This is a genomic window from Dyadobacter ginsengisoli DSM 21015, assembly GCF_059568735.1.
The window spans coordinates 584287-609664 of the sequence record NZ_JCANTY010000006.1 but is presented as its reverse complement, the minus strand read 5'-3'; the positions used below and the strand labels follow the sequence as shown (position 1 = coordinate 609664).

The 25378-nt window shown below is 49.0% G+C and carries 22 protein-coding genes; 10 read left to right on the top strand and 12 right to left on the bottom strand.

What is annotated here, in order from left to right; genetic code table 11:
• The first annotated feature begins 103 nt into the window (after positions 1–103).
• Entirely contained in the window at positions 104–685 is a 582-nt protein-coding gene (locus BP71_RS24240; RefSeq protein WP_015815162.1) for an RNA polymerase sigma factor, read from the top strand.
• Between the two features lie 113 nt (positions 686–798).
• Entirely contained in the window at positions 799–2070 is a 1272-nt protein-coding gene (locus BP71_RS24235; RefSeq protein WP_496384053.1) for a replication-associated recombination protein A, read from the top strand.
• Here BP71_RS24235 and BP71_RS24230 read toward each other — a convergent pair.
• Positions 2064–2279, bottom strand: coding sequence for a hypothetical protein (locus BP71_RS24230; RefSeq protein WP_496384051.1), 216 nt, complete (start codon positions 2277–2279; stop codon positions 2064–2066). The genes BP71_RS24235 and BP71_RS24230 overlap by 7 nt on opposite strands.
• A gap of 108 nt (positions 2280–2387) precedes the next feature.
• Here BP71_RS24230 and BP71_RS24225 point away from each other — a divergent pair, with 108 nt between their 5' ends.
• Complete coding sequence (locus BP71_RS24225; RefSeq protein ID WP_496384049.1) at positions 2388–2975, top strand: YfbU family protein; 588 nt, start codon at positions 2388–2390, stop codon at positions 2973–2975.
• Between the two features lie 200 nt (positions 2976–3175).
• Here the strand turns inward: BP71_RS24225 and BP71_RS24220 are convergent, their stop codons facing one another.
• The 3 genes from BP71_RS24220 to BP71_RS24210 form a co-directional block, all read right to left on the bottom strand.
• Positions 3176–3370: a hypothetical protein gene (locus BP71_RS24220; RefSeq protein WP_496384047.1), complete on the bottom strand. Its 195-nt coding sequence runs from the start codon at positions 3368–3370 to the stop codon at positions 3176–3178.
• Positions 3371–3447: 77 nt separating this feature from the next.
• On the bottom strand, positions 3448–3936 hold the full coding sequence (locus tag BP71_RS24215; RefSeq protein ID WP_496384045.1) for a hypothetical protein: 489 nt from the start codon (positions 3934–3936) through the stop codon (positions 3448–3450).
• Positions 3937–4099: 163 nt separating this feature from the next.
• Positions 4100–6100: a putative Ig domain-containing protein gene (locus BP71_RS24210; protein WP_496384043.1), complete on the bottom strand. Its 2001-nt coding sequence runs from the start codon at positions 6098–6100 to the stop codon at positions 4100–4102.
• Between the two features lie 683 nt (positions 6101–6783).
• Between BP71_RS24210 and BP71_RS24205 the strand changes: the two genes are divergently transcribed.
• The gene (locus tag BP71_RS24205; RefSeq protein WP_496384041.1) at positions 6784–7422 is read left to right on the top strand and encodes a response regulator transcription factor; all 639 of its coding nucleotides are present in this window, start codon (positions 6784–6786) and stop codon (positions 7420–7422) included.
• Between the two features lie 43 nt (positions 7423–7465).
• Here BP71_RS24205 and BP71_RS24200 read toward each other — a convergent pair whose 3' ends face one another.
• Entirely contained in the window at positions 7466–8515 is a 1050-nt protein-coding gene (locus BP71_RS24200; protein ID WP_496384039.1) for an aldo/keto reductase, read from the bottom strand.
• 580 nt (positions 8516–9095) lie between these two features.
• Between BP71_RS24200 and BP71_RS24195 the strand changes: the two genes are divergently transcribed.
• From BP71_RS24195 to BP71_RS24185, 3 genes are all read left to right on the top strand, one after another.
• Positions 9096–9626 (top strand): gluconate 2-dehydrogenase subunit 3 family protein, encoded by a 531-nt coding sequence (locus BP71_RS24195; RefSeq protein WP_496384037.1) that lies wholly within the window; start codon positions 9096–9098, stop codon positions 9624–9626.
• A gap of 81 nt (positions 9627–9707) precedes the next feature.
• A complete protein-coding gene (locus BP71_RS24190; protein ID WP_496384035.1) occupies positions 9708–11429 on the top strand; it encodes a GMC oxidoreductase in 1722 nt (573 codons plus the stop codon).
• A 147-nt stretch (positions 11430–11576) separates the two neighbouring features.
• Positions 11577–12713 carry an MFS transporter gene (locus tag BP71_RS24185; RefSeq protein WP_496384033.1) on the top strand — a complete coding sequence of 379 codons (1137 nt, stop codon included), beginning with the start codon at positions 11577–11579 and terminating at the stop codon, positions 12711–12713.
• On the opposite strand, the gene BP71_RS24180 is transcribed toward BP71_RS24185, so the two are convergent.
• Entirely contained in the window at positions 12710–13840 is a 1131-nt protein-coding gene (locus tag BP71_RS24180; RefSeq protein WP_496384031.1) for a BamA/TamA family outer membrane protein, read from the bottom strand. The two genes, BP71_RS24185 and BP71_RS24180, sit on opposite strands and share 4 nt — an antisense overlap.
• Positions 13841–13991: 151 nt before the next feature.
• On the opposite strand from BP71_RS24180, the gene BP71_RS24175 reads away from it, so the two are divergent.
• Positions 13992–16097 carry an alpha-amylase family protein gene (locus BP71_RS24175; protein WP_496384029.1) on the top strand — a complete coding sequence of 702 codons (2106 nt, stop codon included), beginning with the start codon at positions 13992–13994 and terminating at the stop codon, positions 16095–16097.
• 89 nt (positions 16098–16186) lie between these two features.
• Here the strand turns inward: BP71_RS24175 and BP71_RS24170 are convergent, their stop codons facing one another.
• From BP71_RS24170 to BP71_RS24145, 6 genes are all read right to left on the bottom strand, one after another.
• Positions 16187–17938: an SMP-30/gluconolactonase/LRE family protein gene (locus tag BP71_RS24170; protein WP_496384027.1), complete on the bottom strand. Its 1752-nt coding sequence runs from the start codon at positions 17936–17938 to the stop codon at positions 16187–16189.
• A gap of 38 nt (positions 17939–17976) precedes the next feature.
• Positions 17977–19173 (bottom strand): acetyltransferase domain-containing protein, encoded by a 1197-nt coding sequence (locus BP71_RS24165; RefSeq protein WP_496384025.1) that lies wholly within the window; start codon positions 19171–19173, stop codon positions 17977–17979.
• 149 nt (positions 19174–19322) lie between these two features.
• Positions 19323–20222, bottom strand: coding sequence for an ROK family protein (locus BP71_RS24160; RefSeq protein WP_496384023.1), 900 nt, complete (start codon positions 20220–20222; stop codon positions 19323–19325).
• Between the two features lie 70 nt (positions 20223–20292).
• Positions 20293–21546: an L-fucose:H+ symporter permease gene (fucP, locus tag BP71_RS24155; protein WP_496384021.1), complete on the bottom strand. Its 1254-nt coding sequence runs from the start codon at positions 21544–21546 to the stop codon at positions 20293–20295.
• Positions 21547–21581: 35 nt separating this feature from the next.
• A complete protein-coding gene (locus BP71_RS24150) occupies positions 21582–22829 on the bottom strand; it encodes a glucuronyl esterase domain-containing protein (RefSeq protein ID WP_496384019.1) in 1248 nt (415 codons plus the stop codon).
• Positions 22830–22859: 30 nt separating this feature from the next.
• Entirely contained in the window at positions 22860–23678 is an 819-nt protein-coding gene (locus BP71_RS24145) for an alpha/beta hydrolase (protein WP_496384017.1), read from the bottom strand.
• Between the two features lie 222 nt (positions 23679–23900).
• Here BP71_RS24145 and BP71_RS24140 point away from each other — a divergent pair, with 222 nt between their 5' ends.
• Both BP71_RS24140 and BP71_RS24135 read left to right on the top strand, forming a co-directional pair.
• Positions 23901–24065, top strand: coding sequence for a lmo0937 family membrane protein (locus BP71_RS24140; RefSeq protein ID WP_295927853.1), 165 nt, complete (start codon positions 23901–23903; stop codon positions 24063–24065).
• Positions 24066–24190: 125 nt separating this feature from the next.
• Positions 24191–25327: a T9SS type A sorting domain-containing protein gene (locus BP71_RS24135; RefSeq protein WP_496384014.1), complete on the top strand. Its 1137-nt coding sequence runs from the start codon at positions 24191–24193 to the stop codon at positions 25325–25327.
• Positions 25328–25378: the final 51 nt, after the last annotated feature.

Sequence of the window (25378 nt, the reverse complement as noted above, 5' to 3'; positions counted from 1 at the left end):
GAAAATATTTTTAAATTATGTTTTTTTATAAATATATTTACAAGTGTAATAATGACATTATTATCAATCATTCCTAACCCCAATTCCAAATCCTTTCCAAACAATGGCTCACCTACGCTACAAGCAAGAAGAAGAACTCTGTTTTTGGGATCAATTCAGAAAAGGCGATGAAAATGCCTATGCATGCCTCTACCGCTCTTACGTTCACATTCTTTACCAGTACTGTTCGCAATTCACGATCGACAAGCCGCTCATCAAAGATTGCATCCACGATTTGTTTGTAGAATTATGGAGAAACCGCATGACGCTCGGTGACACCACTTCGGTCCGCTTTTACCTGATGGCCTCCATTAAGAGGAAACTTGTCCGTCATTTGAATGCACAACAAAAGCATACGAGCAACGAAGATATCCCGGTTGAATACTGGCATATCAACACCCCTTCCCATGAAAATCACCTGATTTCGGAAGAAGAATTCGAATCCACCAACCAGCACCTGAATGTGGCCATCAACGGCCTGCCACGCCGCCAGCGCGAGGCGATCTTCCTCAAATTCTACATGAACCTTAACAATCATGAAATTGCAGATTTGATGAAAATAAATATACAATCGGTTTATAACCTGGTTTTTGGCGCATTGGGTAACCTCAAAAAGCAAATGACACTCGACAGGCTGACTTTTTAATAGCACTCTGTTTAAACGTTTAAATGATACGCATGAAAGCGTGGCGAACTATGCCACGCTTTTTTTGCGTTATTTTAATCTTACATTGACAAACTAATTCCGACACTTCACCCATGACCATGAATACCACTCCCCTCGCCGAACGCCTCCGCCCCCGGACCCTCGACGATTTTGTGGGACAGGAAAAACTACTCGGCCCGAAAGGGCCATTAAGGCGGGCCATATTGCAGAATGCCATACCGTCCATGATTTTCTGGGGACCTCCAGGTGTAGGTAAGACCACCCTCGCATTACTTATCGCAGAAACTACCAAGCGGCAGTTCTACAACCTGAGCGCCATCAGTTCCGGCGTGAAGGACTTGCGCGAAGTATTGGCACGGCCTTCCGGGTTATTTCCAGCCATTTTGTTTATCGATGAGATCCACCGCTACAACAAAAGCCAGCAGGACGCATTGCTCGGCGCCGTTGAGAAAGGTCAGGTCACGCTCATAGGCGCCACGACCGAAAACCCCTCCTTCGAGATCAATTCCGCGTTGCTTTCCCGCTGCCAGGTATACATTCTGGAAGCATTCGGCGAAAAAGAGTTGAAAGGGCTTATTGCACGCGCACTTGAGAAAGATCCGTGGCTCAAAGACAAAAATATCAAATTCAGTTCCTATGATGCCCTGATGCGGCTTTCGGGCGGCGACGGGCGTAAACTCCTGAACCTGCTCGAACTCGTGGTGCTGGCGAAAGGCGACGCCAAAAAGATTGACATCACCGATGAATGGGTAACCGAAGTCGCGCAGCAGAATATCGCCCGGTACGATAAATCGGGCGAACAGCATTATGATATTATTTCTGCGTTCATCAAATCGCTCCGGGGCAGTGACCCGAACGGCGCCGTTTACTGGATGGCAAGAATGATCGTGGCCGGGGAGGATCCCTCCTTCATTGCCCGGCGAATGCTCATTATGGCCTCGGAAGACATTGGGAATGCAAATCCTACGGCGGTGATCATGGCCAATGCGTGTATGCAGGCTGTCAATGTCGTCGGCTATCCCGAATGCCGCATTATTCTGTCCCAAACGGCCGTTTATCTGGCCACGTCTCCCAAAAGCAATGCGAGCTACCTGGCGATCGCCGAAGCTATCGAAGCAGCTACGCGCACGGCGCATCTTCCCGTCCCGCTACACCTTCGTAATGCGCCCACAAAACTCATGAAACAGATCGGTTATGGGAAGGACTATAAGTACTCACATGACTTTGACGGAAACTTCGCAAAACAGGATTTTCTGCCCGACGAATTGCGGGGAACCAGGTTCTTTGAGCCGGGCCAAAATGCCAGAGAAGAGGAAATCAGGAAGAAACTTCAGCACTGGTGGGGCGACTGGTACGGCTACTGATTACCAGGCTTCGTCTTCTTTTCGAATTTACTAAAAGACAGGTCTGGCTTAGCCTGGGGCGATTCCCGCCATTCAATCCCTAGCTTGCGTGCAAGTTCTTCCAGGTTTTCGTCCGTCTCCATATTTTTTACGTATTCCGACAGCAGCTCTTTATCAGGCTTACCATCCGGATAGGCGGCTTCGTTCGGTTCAAGAGGTAAGTTATCCATAAGTTGAGTTATGAAATGCAGCTGGCGATTTCGTGCCATCAAGCGCAATAAAGACGTAAAGGAGCAAAGTTTCCCGGATATTGCAAATGGCGTCTTACATAAAATGTAATGAATACGATTAACTTGCTACAAACGATGAACCTTATCCATATGATCCCGGAAAGCATTCCGCTTTTAGAGCGGCAATTGTTAATCAACCAATGCAAAATTCTCTCCCTCATTGGTGACGAAAAAGAAAAGGAACTTCATGAAAAACGAATCGAAATCCTTGAAAAAGGTTACACCGGGCTTTACCCCAAGGTATTTAACAACCTTTACGAGGAAGTTCCCATCAGTGTGTATAACGAAATCTCCGATATCATGAGCATGTACAGCCGGATCAACGATTCCATCCGGCTGTTGAGCGACAGTGACAAAGAATTGCTGGATCTCGCCTCCCTCGAGTTTGAAGGGTTTGATCAGGACAGTGGCATGCATTACTACATGATGTCCTATCTCGTCGATCGGATGGATGAACACGAGGAGTACCGTGGCAGGGAATTGAAAGCCCACAACAACAGCTGCATGATTAAATATAACCATATGCTGACATTGTTTTTTGACTATGAAAAGCTTAAAAAAAAGCACTATTCTGCAACGGATCTGCAGAGTTTTATCGATCAGGTCAAATCGATTGACAGGAGTGTAACTTCCTGATTCCCGGAGCTTCTACCGCTTAGTAAATGGATGTCGTGAATCGACTACAAAAAATATTATTTCCTAAACAAAAAGCAATGTTTTGAATAAAGAAATCATTAAGTTTGTATCGGAAACCTGTCAAAAGGTTTTCAATAACGTTGAGTAAAATCGAACATCCCGGTTACTTTGTAACTGGGATGTTTTTTTATGGCTATACATTAATGTAGTTGCATTTTTCTCAGCCGATTGGCATTGCGCTTGAAAAACAAACGATCGCTGATGGCGTACCGGTTGTTTGCACTTCTCTTGCTAAGATCGATAGCGAGCCAAAGACCTCCGATCGCCGCTCCCGCAAGCGCTACTGTGAGTAGGACGGGCGCAATGTTGTAGATACTCTGAATTATTTGTGCCATGTTTCGTCATGTAGTCAGGTTCTGACTAACACATCAAAACAATCATACCAGAAAAGTTACCTCTCCCGGAAAAACAGTTACAATCTGGCGTTGAGCACCTTCACATCACAACCCACCACGGAGTTGTTAACGTAGCCGACACTCAGGCCGGAGACATTAGTGGATTTGTTGGCAGGAAGCGGCGTTTTGATCGTGATAACCTTTGAAACCACGACATCCTGCACTTCGTTGAGATATTTGAACTCCACTTCAATGCTCTTTACCGCAGATGCAGATGTGTTCTCGATCACCATATTGTGAATTGCAATACCACCAACCGAGTGCCATTCGTTTTTCGCAACACGGATCTTACTCACCAGCGCATCACGGGACTGCCCGGGCTGAGCCGGCAATGAATCCACTTTGGTTTCCGAATGCACGGCAGGCCTTTCTTTCAGAAAGTCAAACTGTTTGTAATAATAAAGGATGTAAATGAAGCCCAATACAGGTATTATGGCGCTGGTCCACTTCAATACAGGGATAAGAACTTTTTTAAACTTGCTCTTTTTGCCTCTTTTACTTGGCATAGCTAAAAATTAACGTTGGTAAATCGGGGTATTTCAAAAACCAAATATACCGATGAACGGATCAAAGTTGTTTGTTCGCACAATTTTAATAAATAGTTTGTAAAAAAAACAAAACCGCCGGCATTGCCACCAGCGGTTTTGTTTCTGTGTCGTATGAAGAGGACTATAGCCTTACAAATCTTTGTGAACTAACGGTTCCGTCGATGTGTGTCACCTGCACTACGTACGCCCCCGCTACAAGGTTACGTGCGCTGATTCCCGACGAAATTGCATTTGAAGCCTCAAAAACCACCTTTCCGGATGCAGCTACCACTTTTACATTTTTCACCTTACTCCAGTCACCTACATTGAAGGTGAGGTTTTCGGAACTGTTAACCGGGTTCGGGTAAACCAATGCAGTCGCTTTGAAGTTAAGTCTTTCGATACGGCTGTAAGAGAATGTTTCATCCAGATCCACCATTTTCAATCGATAGAGATTGTCACCTCTCAACGGTGTAGCGTCGGTGAAAGAGTAATACCGAGTAACAACGCTTTCCTGATTGGACGCTACCGAACCGATCTTCACCCAGTTTTTTCCATTCTGGCTACGCTCGATATCGAAACGGTCGCTGTTGGTTTCTTCTGAGGTAGCCCAGGACAAAGAAGCCGTTTCACCTTCGGAGATTGCTTTAAAGCTCACCAATGTTACAGGCAACGCATTCTCGATCGTCATCTCAAAAGACGCAACGGCAGTTTGACCGAATTTGTTGGTCGCCTGCACATCGAAAGTATAGGTTCCGTTTTGCCCGGTTGAGGGGGTACCCGAGAACGTTCCGTTCGAATTTAATGTAACCGAGGAAGGCAATGTGCCAGCCATGGTACGGCCACCTGGTGCAGATACCTGGTACAATGCGTAGGTATAGTCAGTCGGCAAACCGCACTGGATGCTAAAACTAGGTGATCCGCCGGATGTAGCTGCAAATAGATTGGCATTTATTGCATCCCCTACACGTCCTGTAGCTACTGTACCACCTGAGAGTACGACCGGTGGGCGCGAGCCCAGCTCATGAATGCGTAAGCCAGTGAAAAGATTCGCGTTCAGGATTGTCACCGACTTCACCACAATGCGGTCGTAACTCACAACACCGCCCGGTGCGAAAGAAATCTGCGCAAGGCTGTTGTTTCCGAACAATGTAAGCAGGTCGAGGTCCAGCAGAAGACTTTCCACAGTACGTGCTGCTCCCACCGCAGTCGCTCCAGAATATGCCTGGATCGTTATATTCTCCAATACCCCCAGATTAACCAGCGCAGCCGGCTTCGATATCGTTGCAACAATCTCGTTGGTTGGAGCAACCGTTTTCCCAAGATAAATCGTTTGCGAAACCGTAGAAGCAAGGGCCACCGTTCCGTTTTGCAGTAGTGAAAAGTTTCCGGGCGTTACGTCCCCATCAATCGCCTTTTCAGGATCTTGCAATGCATCTGTCAATGTGAGCGCAATACCGCTTGCATGGGGATTTACACCTGCATACGCAAATGGAATAGCCTCGCAGGGCGTAAACACAGAGTTCTCATAACTTACCGCGTGCTCGATGGTGAGCGTAATCCGCCCGAGTGCCAACCCTACCAGTGTGCTGGTTGCGTTTGCAAAGTCGAGACCTACAGTAATACTGGTATAAGAATTGGTAGGGGTAACGGCAATATACAAGTTTCCCGCTGCGTCGCGAACAAGTTCCTTCGCGGTTGTACCACCGTTTGACGTGGCCTGAATCGTGTTGTTTTGCAGCAACCCCAGTGCATTGACCAACGAACTCAGGTCAAGGTTCAGGCCTGTCTGGGATAACTCACTGATACGCACATACGTTGTTTTGCCTGCGGGAAGCGCCGGCGAGAACGTCATGGTAAGGGAAGCATCGCTGGTGTAGGTGATAGAAACACCGAGATTAACTACTACGCCAGAAGCCGAAATTGTTGCCGATTGCCCGTTTGGAGCACCGACAGCAAAGTCCTTGTTGTTGACATAAGATGACGCCAGCGCCTCCGAGTGAACAAGTTGGGTTGTTGAAGCTACGTATTGCTGCGCATAAGACGAATTAATGGTTGCAACGCTAACGAGCGCCGCGGCAAAGGCCTTACTAAATCTGTGTAAGACCATTTTTTTTAACAGGTCGCCGATCGAACTTTTCATAGTAGTAGAAATTTAGAATACAGATAAACCGTTACGTGAACAATGAATTAAATACAAGAAAATCAACAAATTATATAATAGAATGCCTTCCCGTTTGATAGCGATTGCGTGCCTGCCATTTCGTAATACATAAAGATTCCGTGTCGCGTATACACATACGCGATCAGCAACTCCTGTATTATTAGTGTGAAGGTGTCGCCTAACGAAAACGGTCAGCCGGTCAGGTAAGATGAGTAAAAAGTGCTTCGGATACGCGTTGTCTTTTTCTGTCTGGTTTGTTCTGTTGATGATTGCTTTATTCAGCTAGTCAATTCGAAAATAAACTAGTTATACTATTTTACACAACTACATAGTACTTGTTTGCAAATGTATCTATAAATAGATCAAAATAAACCCACATATTTTTACTATGATATATGCCCCCAAAAATTAGGGGGATAGAATTAATTTTATCCACGCAATATTTGTAAATTGGAATCGACTCGTTACCGTTAAAAAAGTTTCAATAGGCCCAGGATAGCTATTTTTGGACTTTTTCGAGTATTTAATCTAAAACAGCTGATTATTAAGTAGAAAACCCGCAAAATAGCCCGCAATCCTTTTGTTTAACAGTAACATTTTATGGTGGAATTGTACAAAAAACCACCCTTATGGATTGGCCGTTATAAAATAAAATTAATTCTATGAATATCTCATTAGTTGACGAACACCTCCTGCTAACCGATGCACTACGAAAATTATTAAAACTAAATCCGGAGGTTGACCAGGTAGACACTTATACAAATGCGAAGGATTTTCTGGATGAAAAACGCTCCTGCCCTCCCGACATCCTGGTCATGGATCTGCCATTGAATGGTTTGCACGGACTCGAACTGCTCGACATCTGCCGGGCAACCTTACCCAAAGAAATGCGGGTTATCGTACTTTCGGCTGTGACCGATGTGCAAACCATCAAGCATACAATCCGGCGTGGCGCTAATAGCTTTCTTTCCAAATCAGCCCCTTTTGAAGAGTTCAGGGAATCGATTTTCCAGGTGCGGTCCGGTAAGCAATATATTGGCAAAGCGATCCGGGACAGTTTGATCAATAGTGTTTTTACGGAAGAGCAGGTTGTCCTGCATCTTTCTCCAAGGGAAAAAGAGGTCCTGCAAAAAGTATGTGGCGGTCACACGATCAAGGAAATTGCTTATGAACTTAAACTGAGTGCACACACTGTCCAGTATTACCATCGCAGCGTGATGGACAAACTAAAAGTACGGCGTACCACCGACCTTATCGTGTATGCTATGCAGCACGGTCTTTACATACCGGAGGCCAGATAAACTCAATTATCCAGCCTCCACTATGACTTGAAATTTCAATTAACTAATCATTGGAAAGCCTGCTGTAAAAGTCAGGCATTGGATTCAACGCCACATTTTTCCTCTGGTGCCAATAGGGATAAACCGGCGACTTTTCACTCGCCTCATCCAACTTTCTCACTTGATCCAATGTAAGGTTCCATCCTATGGCGCCCAAATTCTGCTTCAGTTGCTCCTCATTCCGCGCACCAACAACGATATTACTCACCGTGGGTCTTTGCAGTAACCAATTAAGGGCCACCTGAGCCACAGTTTTGCCTGTCTGAGCTGCAACCTCATCCAGGACATCGATAAGGTGGAAGAAAAAGTCCTCGGGAATGGCCGGCCCTTCCCCGCCCCCCTGCGCAATTCTGCCTTCCTCCGGAATCGGCTGGCCTCGACGGTATTTACCTCCAAGCCGCCCTGCCGATAACGGGCTCCAGACTATTGTACCAACTTTCTGATCCAAGCCGAGTGGCATGAGCTCCCATTCAAATTCTCTGCTTAGTAGGGAATAATGCGCCTGATGTGCAATGTACTTTGACCAGCCATATCGCTCAGAAACAGACAGTGATTTCATTAAGTGCCATCCTGAAAAGTTGGAACAGGCAATGTAGCGGATCTTTCCATCGCGGATCAGGTCGTTCAGGGCGCTCAAAGTTTCTTCTACCGGGGTAGTCCCGTCGAATCCATGCATATGGTAAATATCGATATAGTCGGTCTGCAGACGTTTTAGACTGTCCTCGCAGGCCCTGAGCAAATGAAACCGGCTGGATCCGGATTCGTTGGGTTTATTCCCCATTCTGAAAGTCGCTTTGGTGGACAGGATAATTTTATCCCTCAACCCGATGATCGCTTTACCCAGTATTTCTTCTGCCAGTCCCTGAGAATAAACATTAGCCGTGTCAAAAAAATTGAGACCCGCGTCCATGCAAAGGCCGACCAACCTCGCCGCCTCGTCTGTCTGGGTATTGCCCCATGCCTTGAAGAAATCCCCACCGCCACCGAATGTGCCGGTCCCGAAGCTAAGGACGGGTACTTTCAAACCCGACGCTCCTAGTTGTCTGTATTCCATCGAATATTGAGTAAAAACTGGTGAAAAATGTTATAAAACCAGCGTTCCGGCGCGCTGAATGCAGGCTAATGATAGGGTAAAAATCACAAACATCAAACCCAGGCGGGATTCCAGGCTGCGGTCTTGCTCAAAAAAAAGACCGGAAACGATCCGGCCCTTTTAATCTGAATGACGCCCCTTAGCTGGGTCGCCAGTGTTGTACATGGTAATAAGTATTGCAACTCAGTTAGGTTAGTTATGCATATTGGCGGGTTCCTGTGACGGAGATTTAGAAGCCTTTCAAAAAAATATCTTCCCTGAAACTCAGGGAAGATATCCGCATTATTTACTCAACGTTCCTCTATTACTTAACCTTTGAACTCCCCAGCAGGTCATAAACCTGGTGAATCGTCTAGCCTCGGTTCAGAATATTAATCAAATATGCTACCGCCCATCGGATTACAGGAAATTCGATGAGTGACTGGTGTTTTTCGTTTAACATTCGGGAAATACTGCATGATTTACCTGCTAAATCCTCAATCTTATTATCTTTAAAAGATATTTTATACCTATTTGAATTCCCTGACTAAAACTCTTACCCATGAACCGTAGAGAAGCAGTTCAAAGAATCACCTTCCTGCTCGGTGGCGCCTTATCCGCTCCGCTTATGGCCGGTATTGCAGGTGAACGCCTGAATTTCGGCCCGTCACTCGAAGTCTCTGACCAACAGGAGGCATTGCTTGCCGAGATCGCAGATGTCATTATCCCTACCACCGGGACACCCGGAGCGAAGGCAGCCGGTGCCGAGAAATTCATCGTGCGTGTTATGCGCGACTGTTACCCGATCGAAGAGCAGAAAAAGTTCTATGATGGGCTAGCCAAGGTGGATAGCCTTGCAAAGGAAACCCATTCCAAAAGTTTCGCGGTACTTGATGCGACCCAGAAAAACGACATCATTAAAAAAACGACCGTTTCGGACAAACCTTTCTTCCTGGCCATGAAAGGCCTCACCGTTACCGGGTACTTCACGTCAGAGATCGGCGCCACCCAGGCACTCGACTATCTGCCGATTCCAGGCAGGTTCGAAGGCAGCTGGCCAATGCCCAAAGGACAAAAAAGCTGGGCTTTGTAATCATATTCAGTAAAGAACTCGGATGTGCAGGCATCAAGTGGTAACGCCCATGCCGCTGACTCATTCCAAACTCTCTTAACCATGGCGAATCTTAATATTGACGCAAAAAAAGACATCACCTACGACGCTATCGTGATCGGCTCCGGCGTATCCGGCGGCTGGGCGGCGAAAGAACTGACCGAAAAAGGCCTGAAAGTGCTCATGCTCGAAAAAGGTAAAAACCTCGAACATGTCACAGGCTATGAAAATGCATTGAAGGCCCCCTGGGAAACGAAGTACAATGGCCGGCTGACGGTCAAACAAAAAGAGACCCACCCGTTCCTGTCGCGCGATTATCCGTACAACGAAATGACCGAAAAGTACTGGATGAACGACATGGATCAACCGTATGAAGAAGTAAAGCGCTTCGACTGGTTCCGACCCAATATCGTTGGCGGCAAATCCATTATGTGGGGACGGCAGTCATACCGGTTGAGCGACCTCGATTTCGAAGCAAACCTGAAAGACGGCATTGCCGTCGATTGGCCGATCCGGTACAAGGATATAGCGCCCTGGTACTCCTACGTAGAAAAACATGTAGGGATTTCGGGCGAAAAGCTCGGCCTGCCGCAATTGCCGGACAGTGAGTTCCTGGCACCGATGGAGATGTACTTTGTAGAAAAAGAAGTACGCAAGCGCCTTGAAAAAGAATTTCCTGGACGTACTATGACAATTGGTCGCGTAGCCAACCTGTCGCAGCCGACGAAAATCCAGCTGGATGGAGGGCGCTCTCCGTGCCAATATCGTAACCGCTGTTCGTATGGCTGCCCTTACGGCGCTTATTTCAGCACGCAATCGAGCACATTACCGCCTGCCATGAAAACCGGATTGCTGACGCTCCGCCCTGATTCAGTGGTCCGCGAGATCATTTATGATGGCAAAAAATCGGGTGGACGAGCAACGGGCGTGCGTGTGGTCGACAGTGTAACGATGCAGGAACGCGAGTTCTTCGCTAACATTATCTTTGTGTGTGCAAGTGCACTCGCTTCCACCGCATTGTTGCTCAATTCCACCTCCGAGCGTTTCCCGAACGGAATGGGTAACGATTCCGGAGAACTGGGACATAACCTGATGGACCACCACTTCCGCACCGGCGCCAGTGGCACATGGGAGGGGGATCTCGATAAATATTACTTTGGCCGTCGTGCAAACGGCATCTACGTGCCCCGCTACCGCAATATCGGGTCCGACAAGCGCGATTACCTGCGCGGCTTCGGATACCAGGGCGGAGGAGGACGCCAGGGATGGCAGCGCAATGTGGCCGAGCTCGCATTCGGCGCCGATTTCAAGGAGGAACTGACAACGCCAGGCAACTGGACCATGGGCTTCGGGGGATTTGGTGAAACATTGCCTTACCACGAAAACCGTATGTTCCTGAACAAGGAGAAAAAAGATAAGTACGGCATCCCCGCGGTCGTTTTCGATGCAGACCTTCGCGATAACGAGAAGAAAATGCGGAAAGACATGATGAACGACGCAGCCGAAATGCTGGAAAAGTCGGGCCTCAAAAATGTAAGAACCTATGATAACGGATCCTACCTGGGCATGGCGATCCATGAAATGGGGACGGCAAGAATGGGGCGCGATCCCAAAACATCGGTACTGAATGGCAACAACCAGTTACACGCGGTCAAAAACGTGTTTGTGACAGATGGCGCAGCCATGACCTCTGCTTCCTGCGTGAACCCGTCCCTGACTTACATGGCGTTGACGGCCCGTGCAGTAGACTTCGCGGTCAAAGAATCAAAAAAGAAAAACATCTGATGGCTGATGATCAGGCCGGGTCTAACAAACCCGGCCTTTTTTAGCTCTATCCGTGGGAGATTATCGTATAATTATTTGCTATTTTTTGCAACATATTGCAACTTTTTGCAATATGTTATTAATTTGCAGAAAATCCGCATTGTTGTTATGGAGGGAAAACTGAGAATCGACGCCGCTCGCAGAGCTACATTACTTATATTTTTGGTCTGTGGAATTGGGTTGTCCAGCTGGGCACCGATGGTTCCTTTTGCAAAGATCAGACTTGGACTCAACGAGGCAGACCTGGGTGTGGTACTACTCGCACTGGGCGCAGGGGCCATTCTCACAATGCCGCTGACCGGCCTGCTCATCAACAAATACGGCAGCCGAGCGGTAGCCATCGTTTCCGCACTGATCATCGCCTCGTTGCTTCCCTTGTTACTGATGGCCACCACGTCGTATCAGCTGGCTATTGCCCTCTTTGTATTTGGCGCCGGCATCGGCTCGATCGACGTATCCATGAATGCGCAGGCGGTGGTAGTGCAAGAGCGCTTCGGAAGCCATATTATGTCTTCTTTCCACGGTATGTTCAGTTTGGGAGGGCTCATCGGCTCGATTGGCCTCGGATTTCTGATCAAAGCCGGCCTTTCCCCGACCTACGCGGCAGTCTCCATTTCAGCATTGCTGGTATTCATCACGGTCACACAATCGAGATATCTCCTGCCCCATTCGGAAGAAGCCAAACTGGACGGCACCAGCTTCGTACTGCCGAAAGGGCCGGTCGTAGTGCTGGGTATCATGTGTTTTATCCTTTTTCTAGCGGAAGGTTCCCTGCTGGACTGGAGTGCTGTATTCCTGCAATTTTCCCGCGGTTTCGATCCGTCATTTTCGGGAGTCGGCTACGCGGCATTCTCCGTAGCGATGGCAGTAATGCGGCTCACGGGCGACGGGCTTATCCACCGGCTTGGCCCCGCCAAGGTCGTACTTTACGGTACATTGCTTGCGGGAACGGGATTTCTGGTCGCGGTACTGGTACCTTCCTCCATTGCGGCACTGCTCGGTTTTGTGCTGGTCGGGCTGGGCGCTGCCAACGTGGTACCGATCTTCTTTACAGCAGCCGGGCGTATTCCCAACATTCCTCCTTCCATCGCATTATCAGCTGTAACCATCCTGGGCTATTCGGGCCAGCTTGCCGGACCTGCATTGATTGGTATCATTGCCGAAATGACCTCGCTATCCTGGGCGCTCGGACTGGTGGGGATACTACTTTTTGTGGTCGCATTCGGCTACCGGCACCGCGACTAGAATGCCTCGCCCGTAAAAAGGTAGAAACCAGGACCGTCTTTGGTGAAACCTACGTCCAGCCTCAGATAAATATCTTTTTTCGGAAACAGCAGGTAGCGTAGCCCAACGCCACCGGATAACCTCGCGCGGGCGGGCGTGAGCGACCGGATTTCTGGTCCAACTACCGCGGCGCCTGCAAAAACGACCCCACCGAACCGTCTGCTAAATCCGAACGGCAGCCACCGGTGCTCCACCTGCGTGGCAAGCATATTTTTATCACGATAACGGCCATAATAATACCCCCGCATAATCATTTCCCCACCCATCAGGGCCATCTGATTAAAGGGTATATCTCCGGTAAAGAAATTGCCATAAACCTGCCAGGCCAGCACATTCCGCTTCGATAACGGATGGGAACTTCTGACATCCAGGTTGAAGCCCTGAAAATTGTGATGACTTCCTATCGACTGGTTGTATTTCAGAAAAGACAGCTCGCCAAACAGTCCCTTGCGGACATTAAGCACATTATGCCGGTTGTCGTACACCAGCGCTGCCCCGAGACCGATATTACGGGTACCATCGCTACCTAATGGTTCATCGTAGAAATGATCCTCTGGCTGCTCAAATTTGGCATTATACAACTGCTGGTAGTCGATCTCCGGCCCGATGAAAAAATTGGGTCTGACCCGCCGTAACACCCTTTGCCTGACCAACAGGTAATTCGCGTCAATCATCGCAGGCTCCTTGTCCGGAGTCGTATGCCCGATGCCATAATAAAGTAATGGAAACCGCTGAAACCGGGTTCTACCCAGAAAGAACCATTTGTCCTTGTCGCCATAGATCGCGTTATCGAGCCAGATACCATATTGTCCCTCCAACGTTACGAATGTAAAAGCCTGCACTTCGCTCAGGCGGTTCAGCGTATCATTTTTGGCCTGAAAAAGCAGCAAAGAGGAAAGCCCGATTTCAATACTCGTTTCCGGCGCATATCCCAGTGTGGGATAGACCCTGAAACTGGATTTCCCTTCGGAAGTGGTGTCTGAAATAGTCTTTTGCACAAACCGCTTGAACCATCCGTTCTGGGCGGCAGCCGGGCAGACCTGTAACGCCAGCAACAGGGCCGGGTATAAAAAAATACGAACGCTCAATGCGCAACTGGTTAGGTGAGAGAAAGAATTATTCTATTTGAATATAAAAAATCAATCCCATTGGTTGTCAACATTTCGTAATAATCGGGTTGCAAAACCTCAGTAGATGCTGTGTATTACGCATCTTTTGCTCCAAACCATACTTCCTGGAATGAGAAACCGTATTTTACTCCTTTACTTCCTCTTGCAAACAAGCTGCCTGTGGGCGCAAGACAATGACCGGCTATGGTGGAAAAGAAATAATCTCCGGGTCATCCAGATGAACCTCCCCGCCTATGAAGCGGCCACGATCAATGCGGATTCCATAGTTACTGATCTGGTTACCTCCTCGGCCAACGCCCTGCTGATCAACGCCGGTGGAATTATGGCATTTTACCCCACCAGACTGGATTTCCATTACCGAAACCCCTATCTGAAAGATAATCATGTGCTCGCGGACGTCGTCCGTAAATGCCACGATAACGGCATTAAAGTCATTGTCCGCTTCGATTTCAGCCGGGTACATGAAAGCATCTTCAAGGCCCATCCCGACTGGTGCTACATTTCCCCAAAAGGAGAACGCATCATCAACACCGACATGTACGTAGTGTCCATCAATGCGCCATATGTGCAGGAAAAAGCATTTAACATCATCGAAGAGGTCATCAACCTGTTCCCTATCGACGGTATTTTTCTCAATATGCCCGGTTATCAGGTCAATAATCCCTACGAGGGAAAATACCACGGCATTGATCAGAATGAGTACGACAAAAAGCGTTTCGCTGAATTCAGTGGCGGGCAGGTGCTGCCGCTCGAAGAGGACAAAGCCGATCCTTTATTTCAAAAATACCTGGAATTCAAGAAAGTGACTGTAGAAGACTGGTCCGGGCGGCTTCACAAGCTGGTTAAATCCAAAAACGAACAAATCGCAATCTGTACTTATTCCGACAAATTCGTGGACATCATCCGGCACGAATCGCAGAGCATGACCACCCTGCCCTACTGGCCCTACACAGCTTCCGACAATGTGGGTAATGCTGTCAATTCGTTTCCCGACCACGTCATCAGCAATGCAAGTATCCAGCAGATCTCGTTTCAGTCCCGTTACAATGCCGTAGAACCGGAAGAAACGCGCATTCGCCTGTACGAGAACATTGCGAATGGATCGGGGCTCGATATGAGTATGATGGGCGATATGCGTGGCTATGAGGATGAGCGCAACTACCCGGTTTTCAAAAAGGTTTATGGTTTTCACAAAAAGAATGAACCCTATTTTGGTCAATACAGGTCCATCGCTAAAATAGCCGTAATAGCACCGGGAGCCTGGCCCAATGGCGAACCAATGCAAGAATATCGCGGTATTCAACTGATGCTGCGGGAGGCACATATTCCTTTTGACATCGTCGAAGATGGTCAGATCGAAAATCTGGAAGCAAAAGTAAGGAGTTATAAAATGCTCATTCTTCCTGAAATCACATACCTGAAACCAGGTGCGATCCGCATTCTGAAAGAGGCTGCCACCGATGGGACCCACCTGATTGCCACAAACCGTGCCCTGTTCGACAATCCCGAAGCATTGCAGTCACTTTTTGGCGCAAAGATCGGGAAGAAAGATAATGACGGCGCAGGCAATTACCTTGTACCAGACGACCGGAGTATTTTCAAGAGCTTCAAAGGACAAAGCATGTTGTTCTGGAAATTTAACCTGGGCCTTTACGATTTTTCAGGAGCGGACCGCCGATTGCTCCCTGTACTGGCCAAAGGGCGCCCCGGCCCTCCGGAAATCATCGGCGGCCACGATCCTACCGGCTATTATGCCCTGGCCATCAAGAACCATCCCGAAAGCAAGGCGGCACTCTTCCCTGTTAATTTGGGGAAAATTTATTACATGCATGGTTATCAGGAACATAAAAATCTGCTACTCGATCTGATCCGCTATATGTTGCCGGAAGCTACTCAAAGCATTCAGACTAACGCGCCGGCAAGGGTCGAAACCATCTTGAAGGAATTTACGAAAAACACACCCGAAAACAGCCCTGGATCCGGAGCTGACGGTCAGATTTTGCACCTCATTAACCTAACCGGGTTCAGCGGAAATACCTATTTTGAGCCCTTGCCCGTCAACGATCTGCATTTCAGTATCAATATGGCGAAAAAGCCGCGAAAGGTATTTACATTGATGAATCCCAAGCCTCTGAACTTCACCTGGAAGGACGGCGTACTCCGTGTTTCCCTCCTTCGTCTCGACGAATTCGAAAGCATTGTGATGGAATGGTAAACTAAACTGCTCATCCGATATATAAAACCCGGAACGCTTCTGCGCATAGCCCCCTGTTTGTCCTGATCCGTCTGATCGGGAGATAACACTTATAATTTAGGAGCATCCGGTTTGTGGGGCATTTCCCACCCATTGGCACCACGTGTACGCAATTTGCGGCGGTATACTTTATCGTTCGCAGTTACATAAAGCGTATCGAACTCTTTCCCTGCAAAAGCAACATTGGAAGCAGTTCCGTTTGGCGATGGCAGGATCGCATTGACGCGGCCCGTCTGATCGAGAATTTGTACGCCAGCCCGCGTAGCTACATAGATACGTCCATCGCGGTCGCAGGTAAGGCCGTCCGCCCAGGCATTTTCCTCGGTATCACGCACATGCAGCCAGCCAAACTTCTGTTTGTGCGCTAATGCCCCATCCGCCTGAATCTGGTAAGCATACACCCAATGCGATGTGGATTCCGCGACGTACAGCAACGTCTGATCGGGCGATAATGCAACGCCATTGGCGAAGCGTATGCCTTCGTCCACCACCGTTTTGGTACCATCCGGCCTGACCAGGAAAATGGTACTGGGCTTTTCCCATCCGTCGGGAGCAGTTACATACACGTTCCCGTTGTAAGACACCGTAAGGTCATTGCCGGAAATGTCCCGGGCTATTTCTTCACGCTTGCCAGCCCGGTCGTATCTGACGATGGACAGCGTGTTTTTCGCTACCTCATAACGATAGCCGTTCCGGTCGTATTCGGCGCCCGTCGCGCCCAGGGCATCTTCGTTCAATACCTCGGGTTTACCATGATTGACAACTTTGTAGGTTTTTGAATTAGGAATATCCTGAAAGATCAGGTCACCCGCCTCGTTAACTGCACAGCCCTCCGTAAACCTGTACCCCTCGCCTACCAGCTCCCATTCCTGCCCCGGAATGAGCAATGCAGACAAAAACTGATTTTGCGAAACACCCGTTTTCACCTTTTCCGGCCACCCCTTCCAAAGGTATCGCATCGCGTCGGGGAAAACCGCGGTTCCTTGTTTGCCATTATGCCCGCCTTCGCCCCATTGATGCTTCACTTCATAACCTGCGAACGTCAGTGCGCGGAGCATCGTCTGATTCGCCATCCACCAGTCGCCCGCGTAAATATTAAGATCATTGCTGCCGTCCTGCATGTAAATACGAAGGGGTTTCGGCTCAAATTTCCTCAGCAGTGTTGGATAACGATCGGCTCCACGCAGGCCCACATACGTTCCGATCGCGCTGAACACACGGGTGAATGCATCCGGGCGCTCCCAGGCGGCTGTGAATGCACAAACGGCACCGCTGCTCGACCCGCCAATGGCGCGGTCGTTCCCATTTCTGGACAGACGAATGGCCCGCCCGTCGCTCGTCTTCTGCTTTTCGACTTCGGGCAAAATTTCTTCGAGTATAAACCGTGCGTAGGCGTCGCCCAGTCCGTCGTATTCAAAACTGCGGTTGAACCGGTCGTTCGCCTCGCTCGTGTTCCCGGCCTTTACCCGGCCGTGCATGACAAACACCCCGATCGTCACCGGCATTTCCTTGTTGTGGATCAGGTTATCAAACACCGTAGGCGCCTTCCATTGAATGCCATCCTGGTTCACGTACAGACATGCGGGCGTCTCAGGCTTGTATTGCGCGGGCACATATACCCAGTATTCACGCCAGGTCCCGGGGAAAATTTTGGATTGGTCAAATGTAAATTTCAGGACCTCTCCCCTGGGGACATTCGCTTGTTCCAGGGAGGCGGGATCGAACGGATAACTCTCCTCGGGAGCCTGTGCATAGGCGAGATGCACCACAAGGCTTAAAAGTAACAAAAACAAGTGCTTCATGGGGAATGAATTTACTGGTAAGAAATTCGGACAACGGATTACAAATAACTCAGCCACCAGGTCCTTTTCCTTGCCCGGTATTCACCAAACCATTTACAGGGCCAGTAAAGCGCTACCACGATCAGTACCCAGATCAGGTAGGTCTGAGGGAGCGAATATCCGAAATCGTCGGGACGGAATTTGAAAAACAGTTTGTCATCTGTCGCTTGCTCCCAGGTATAACCGGAAAGAAACACCGCAGCCATCGTCATGATGTGAATGACATAGAAGTGCAGCATAAAAAAGAAGAAAGGCACTCTGCCATAGACCGTGCATATGCGGCTGAATGCATTGTCAGTACGTTCGGTGAACGCCAGCAGGATAAGTATCGGCCCCTGGGTCATGAAGGTAAAAAAGAGCGAAGGTGGGTACTTGGTGACATTCAAAAATGACAGGAATGTTTTGATGCCGGTATCCTGTACCGCCCATTTCACCGGGTCGCCATAGCCGTTTACAAGCCTCAAAACAACAAAAAGTAACGTCAGCACCGCGCCGGTCAGGAGTAATATGCGTTTCCGTCGGGCGGGATCGGCATTACGGCGGTACAAAAGTCCCAGCCCGTACCCCGACATCATAATACCCGCCCACGGGAAGATTACGTAAAGGAAAATAACGGCTCCGCCATCACCCCGTGGCAGAAATGTCCCCCTGCCGGTGAAGAATATGCGCAACAAAATATCCGCCGGCGTGTTTTCCTGCAATTGCAGATAATCCAGCAGGTTATGCCCGAGCACCAATGCAAGACCGAGAATCAGGATGGTTTTGGGTGATGCAAACCGTACTGTAAGCCCCAGCACGATCATACTGCCTCCTAATGCCCACAGCACAGCCATAAAAAAGATTTTATAGGTAGGATCAAATGTAAAAGCAAAAGTCATAAACACGATTTCGACCAAGATGAGCCATAAACCGCGTTTGATCAGAAAGGAGGATTTTTCAGCAGCAGTCTTATTCTGGCCCGACAAATAGGCCGACAAACCGGAAAGCATCATAAAAGTCGGCGCACAATAATGCGTGATCCACCGGGTGAAAAACAACGCCGGGGTTGTAGTCGCCAGATCGGTAGGATCCCCGTTAGCGCCTGCGATGTGAAAGAAATCCCTGACGTGGTCCAGGGCCATGATGATGATGATCAGGCCGCGTACCGTATCGATGGAACGTATACGCGTGGTAAGGGCGTTGCTGGTGGCGTACATGACGAATGGGATCTGGAATCAAACTGCCCATAGAAGTAGCCTAAGCGCCTGATTTACTGCCACCCCACAATTGTGCAAGCAACAAAAAATCCCGACGCTCCGCTATTTCACAGCAGGCAGAACGTCGGGATAAGCTAGTCAGAAACCGGTTACAGCAATGCAGCGCCAAAAACACCCGCGCTGTCACCCAGTTTAGGTTTCACGATCGGTGTGGTTACAATGCCTTTGTTGAAAATGTACTTCCGGATGCGCTCGTAACCGGCAGTATAAAGCAGATCGATATTCCCTACTCCGCCTCCGATGACGATCAGGTTCGGATCGATCACGTTGATCAGCGTAGAAATAGCACGACCGTAGTATTCAAGCAAGCGCTCGATCGTCGCCTTTGCGTGTTCATCATTACCGGCATGGTATCTTTCGAGCACGGTTTTCATCGATACCTTTTCGCCGCTCTGTTTTTCATAAAAGCGTTCCAATGCGGGCCCGGCAATAACCTGCTCTACGCAGCCGGCTTTACCGCAATAGCATGGTTCGCCCTCTTCCTCAAGGATATTATGGCCCCATTCGCCACCGATTCCGTGATGGCCTCCGATGATTTTATTATTCACCACCAATCCGCCGCCTACGCCTGTGCCCATGATTACCCCGAAAACGACTTCTGCTCCGTGGTAGTCCTTCCCTGCGCCCATCAGTGCTTCGGCCAGGGCAAAACAATTAGCGTCATTCGCCAACTGGCAGGGAACGCCCAGTATTTTTTCAAGATCCGCCTTCAACGGCATTCCGTTGAGGCAGGTCGTGTTGGAATTCTTCATCAGCTGCGAGTCCGGTTCGAGGACGCCCGGCGTTGCAAAACCGATTTTGACCGGCCGCTCGCCTACCTGTTCCGCCACCATGTCGATCAGCTTTTTGATCTGCGACAAAATATGTTCATACCCGTTTACAGATTCTGTCGGCACACGCATACGCACCACCACTTCCAGATTCCTTTCGGGATCCAGCACTGCACATTCTATTTTAGTACCTCCTAAGTCAATTCCCCAGAGTTTCATTAGCCGTCTTTGAACAAAAAAATTAGATTATAAAAAGAAAACGACAGCCGGAAGCCAGCTGACGAAGCGCTTAATGTGCTTTATAAAATTTATATCCGAACATGAAGATTACCGCGTAGCAGATAATAGGCAGGTAATAGGCCGAAGCCACATCGTGCTCTGCTACCACGCCCATCAGAAACGGGAAAAATGCGCCACCGGCAACACCCATCGCAATGAACGAGGATGCCTGCTGAGTATGCTGTCCAAGATTTTTAAGGCCCAGACTGAAAATCGTCGGGAACATAATGCTGAAAAAGAAGTTAAGCATCATCAGGGCGATAAACGAAGGCCAGCCCCATGCCTGCGCCACGATCAGGCACATAATGATGTTGCCGAACGCAAAGATCGCCAGCAAGCTGTGTGGTGCAATGAAACGCATCAGGAATGTTCCTACAAAACGTCCCACAAGCATCAGCGCCATGAAAACGATCATGTAGTTTCCGGCTACCGCATCGGGGAAGCCCATTTTCTCGTGACCGTAATTGATGAAAAAAGCCCAGGTTCCCCCCTGCGCCGCCACATTGAAAAACTGTGCGATCACGGCCCATACGAAATGACGGTGCTGAAACAACGTCTTTCCAGGTTCCGGATCCACATTCACGGCGTCCGGATCAACATTCACTGCATGGGGATCAATCAAAGCAGGAACCTTCACAAACGAGAAGCAAATGGCGATCAATGCAATCACGCTTCCGATCGCGATATAGAGCATTTTGACCGAAGTAAGGTCGGTACTGCCTTCGGTGTTGTTGCGAAGCAGGAAATAGGAACCAATAGCAGGCCCGAGTATCGCGCCCAGCGCATTGAATGCCTGGGCAAAATTGATACGCTGGTCGCTGGTACGCTGGTCACCCAGCGAGGCCACGAACGGGTGCGCCACAGTTTCGAGCGTAGCCAGCCCGCAACCCAGAATGAAAAGTGCAATACCGAAGAAGGTAAAAGAAGCCGCACTGGCTGCCGGTACAAACAAAAATGCCCCGATCGCAAAAAGCGAAAGACCCAGCAAAACACCATTTTTATAACCGAACCGCTTCATGAATAGCCCCGCAGGGATACCCATGATGAAGTATGCACCGAAAATAGCAAACTGCACAAATGCAGATTGCGTTTTACTCAGACTCAGTACATGCTGAAAATGCTTATTGAGAACGTCTCCCATCGTAATGGCAATTCCCCAGAACATGAAAAGGGATGTTACGAAGACAAGGGTAATGAGGTATTTATTTTCAGTGAACTTGGGCGGGGAGCTGTGGACTGTGCCGGGAGACGGGTTGTTGCTCATTTAGCTGAATAGTAAAATTAAATATTAGGTTCGGTCTATTTTTGCAAATGTAAATCAGAGAAATTTAAAAACTCTATCCAGTCGAACATTTTAACGTCGTGCCCTCCCGGCCGGATATGGAAGCCAATTTGGCCCATTACGGGTGAATTTAGCGCCGGAAAGGGGGCTCCCGGAAAACCATTGGTCCCTAAAAACCGATAAACGGTATCCGAAGCCACGGCCGTCGCAAACTCTCCCGCAGGATCGGCGTTCTTGTCGCCCTCGGCAGTAGCCAAATATACAGGACGTGGTGCGATCAGCGCCAGTACGAAATGCTGGTCAAAAGGCAGCATGGTATCCTGGTCCTTGTACCTGCATAAACTCCGGGCGTACCAATGCGGGAACACCGTGCATAACCGGCTGATATTCTCTCCTACCCCGCGACGGAACTGTTTACCCCCACCCGCTCCCGACTCATTGCTCAGTACCGCAGCAAACCGCCTGTCCGTTGCTCCAGCCCACAATGCCGCTTTTCCTAATCTTGAAAAACCAAATACTGCTGCGCGCTTTGCATCGATCGCCCTGTCTGTTTCCAGGTAATCCATTCCCCGGCTGAGCGCCCAGGCCCAGGCAGCCATGGTACTGAAATTGTCATCCCGTTGCTGCAACTCCGGATAGAGCGGATGAACACCCGTCTGAAATGCATGCTCTTTCCGGTCAGAAGCGATTTCCCCGCGGTACAGGGTCACCAATGCGTACCCTCGCGAGAGAATACTGTCCACGGCCCATTGAGATGCATTCACTCCCCGGCACGCATCGGTGGCTTTGCCGTCCACCGCACAGGGAAACATCCGGCTGTTTTCAACCCAGGCCGTCGTCAGCTTTATCCCCGGGTCTGTATGAACAGCCTGGTTACCAACGAAATTGAGACCGATAATGGCAGGAACCGGGTGTTTTGCCTGATTGGGGATATAAATCAGCAAGTCGAACTTCACTTCTTTGCCTTTCTCCCTGATATGTACGGTAACCTGCTTGCGGGTGGCTTTTCCTCCCAATGCCTTCGGATCGTGGTCAAAAACTTCAAAACGGATGTCCTTGGGCTTGCCGGGCATGACACCGTACATTTCGTGGGTCATCGTTTCGAGAATTTCCTTTCGCCTGCTTTCCCACTCCTTTACCAACTTCACTTTTTCCCCATTGTTGAATGTAAATGGGTCGGGCAATGCAGGATTACCCTCCTGAGCATATAAAAATTTTACTGAAACCAGCAGGCTCAAAACGGGAATGGAAAGAAAGTACTTCATAGCAGAACGGGAACAAGTGACACGAGGCAACTATTTTTTATTGAAATAATTGCTCATAAAAAGCAGCTGATATTGTACGGCATTGTCCCAATAAGGCCAGTTGTGCGCGCCTGGACGGACAATGTAATCGTGGGGAATCTTCCTGTATTCGAGCTGCTTGTGTAGGTTTTCGTTCACATCATAAAAAAAGTCTTCGGAACCGCAATCGATGATCAGCGACAACGCATTGGGTGTCAGCAAATGCAGCATGTTGATGACCGTATTCTTTTCCCATCGCTCAGGTTGCTCCGAATAAGTCCCCAGGCGTTTGGCCATATCCCAATTGTTGGGAAAAGGACGAATATCCACCCCACCGCTCATACTGCCGGCCGCGCCATAAATATCCTGATGCTTAAATGCCAGGTACAATGCGCCGTGCCCGCCCATGCTCAACCCGGTAATCGCCCGGCCTTTGCGGTCTTTGATCGTTTTATAGTTCTTATCAACATAGGACACGAGTTCTTTGGAAACATAGGTTTCAAACTGCGACTGAGAGTCCACGGGGCTATCCCAGTACCAGCTGCTGAACCCGCCGTCGGGACATACGATGATGATATTGTGGAAATCCGCCGCCTTCTGTATTCCGGCCGCCTTACTCACCCAGTTGGCATGGTTTCCGCTGTACCCGTGCAGGAGGTACACCACCGGGAATTCCTTGCCCGAATCGTAACTGTCGGGCCTCACGACGACGACTTTGAAGTTTCTTTTCATAACGGCGCTGTTCACCTCAACGGTGTCGACACGCGACGCAAACACCTGGGAGAAGGATATCAGGCAAAAGGCAAGGAGCGTTAAAACTGTTTTATTCATTTTAAGAGGTTATAAGAGACTGAAAATATGACGAAAGACAGCACTTACTCCCGTAAATCGTGAGAAAATTTTCTACAACTCACGGCGAGGCAGCGCGCTAATCCCGCAAATATTGTAGAATCCGGGGAATAATCCCGGTCCTATCAGGCGGAATGTCGCTGGCATTTAAATTGATATAGTCCTCATATATCTAAAATAACTCTAACTCAAAATTTTAAGACAATGGGAAATCTCCTTTATACAATAGCTGTGATCCTGGTGATCCTCTGGCTGATCGGCTATTTCGGCTTTGCAAGTTTTGGATTAGGCAACATTATCCATATCCTGCTGGTGATAGCAGTCATTGCCATCATCCTCCGTCTGATACGTGGTGACAGGGTTGTGTAGAAGAGGTATCCGACTTACAATAAAGCCCGGGACATTAGTTTTCAATGTTCCCGGGCTTTTTCTTAGATCACATTCAACTGGAACCCAATTGAATGCTACATTGACAAACGCTAAACCTCAAATCTATGCAGTTGATTTTACTCAAACGCAAAGTTCTTCTATTGCTGTTCTCTTTGCTGCCCGTTGCCGGCAGTGTGGCACAGACCTACGTGGGTAATGTCGAATTCACCAGTCAGAGCGGGCTTAATTCCTGGGACCCGGGCTGGAAAATCATCACGGGCAATATTTATGTGACCAGCCTTGCCAGCGACGTCATCACCAGCCTCGCCCCGCTTCAAAACCTCACGACTGTGGGTGGCGCCATTATCATCAGTGAAAATCATTCCATTACGTCGCTGAATGGCCTCGGCAAGATCACTTCCGCCGGAGCTTTGGAAATATCATTTAACGGTGCACTCCAGGATATTAGCGGATTAGGCTCGCTCACAACCGTTTCCGGACCGGTTAGTATCAATGGGAATACGTCACTAATGAGTCTCACCGGCCTCAATAACACTTTGGCTATTAATGGAGATCTGACAATCCGGAACAATCCGGCTCTCTCGTTTTGTAACGTTGCGCCTGTCTGCAATTACCAGAAAAACCATTCCGCATTTACCTATCTGAACGTATCCGGCAATGCCGGCTCGTGTTTCAGCGAAAGCACGCTTTACACCGCCTGTAACGGCCCGCTGCCGGTTGTTCTGACCGAATTTGAAGCCACAGGCGAAGGGCCCGCAGTAAACCTCCGCTGGGCCACCGCCACGGAAACCGCGGCGTTTAATTTCGACGTAGAACGAAGTCAGGACGGACAACAATGGCGGAAAATGGGCAGCATCAGCGCTTTGGGCGAAAGCACGAAACTCACCCGTTATGACTACACCGACACACATCCCTGGCACGGAGAAAATCTGTACCGCCTGCGCATCAACGACCTCGACGGCACCTACGCGTATAGCCGCGTACGTAGCGCCAGGGTTCGTCATGCAGACGCTCCCGCTTATCCGAACCCCTTTTCCGCAACATTATTTCTTTCATCAAAAAATCTATCCCAATGCACCGTTCTCGAACTGATTGATGCGAGGGGGAAAGCAGTTTATAAAACAAAAGGCCCGCTGCCGGCAAGCATTCCGACACACAACTGGCCAACGGGCATTTACATCCTGAGAGGGAAGGGAAATGGCGCCGAATCTGTGAATTATCGGATTGTAAAGGCAGAATAAAATGTAAACACAACTGGCACAGTTGTTTCCGTCCGTTAGCTATGGTTCAAC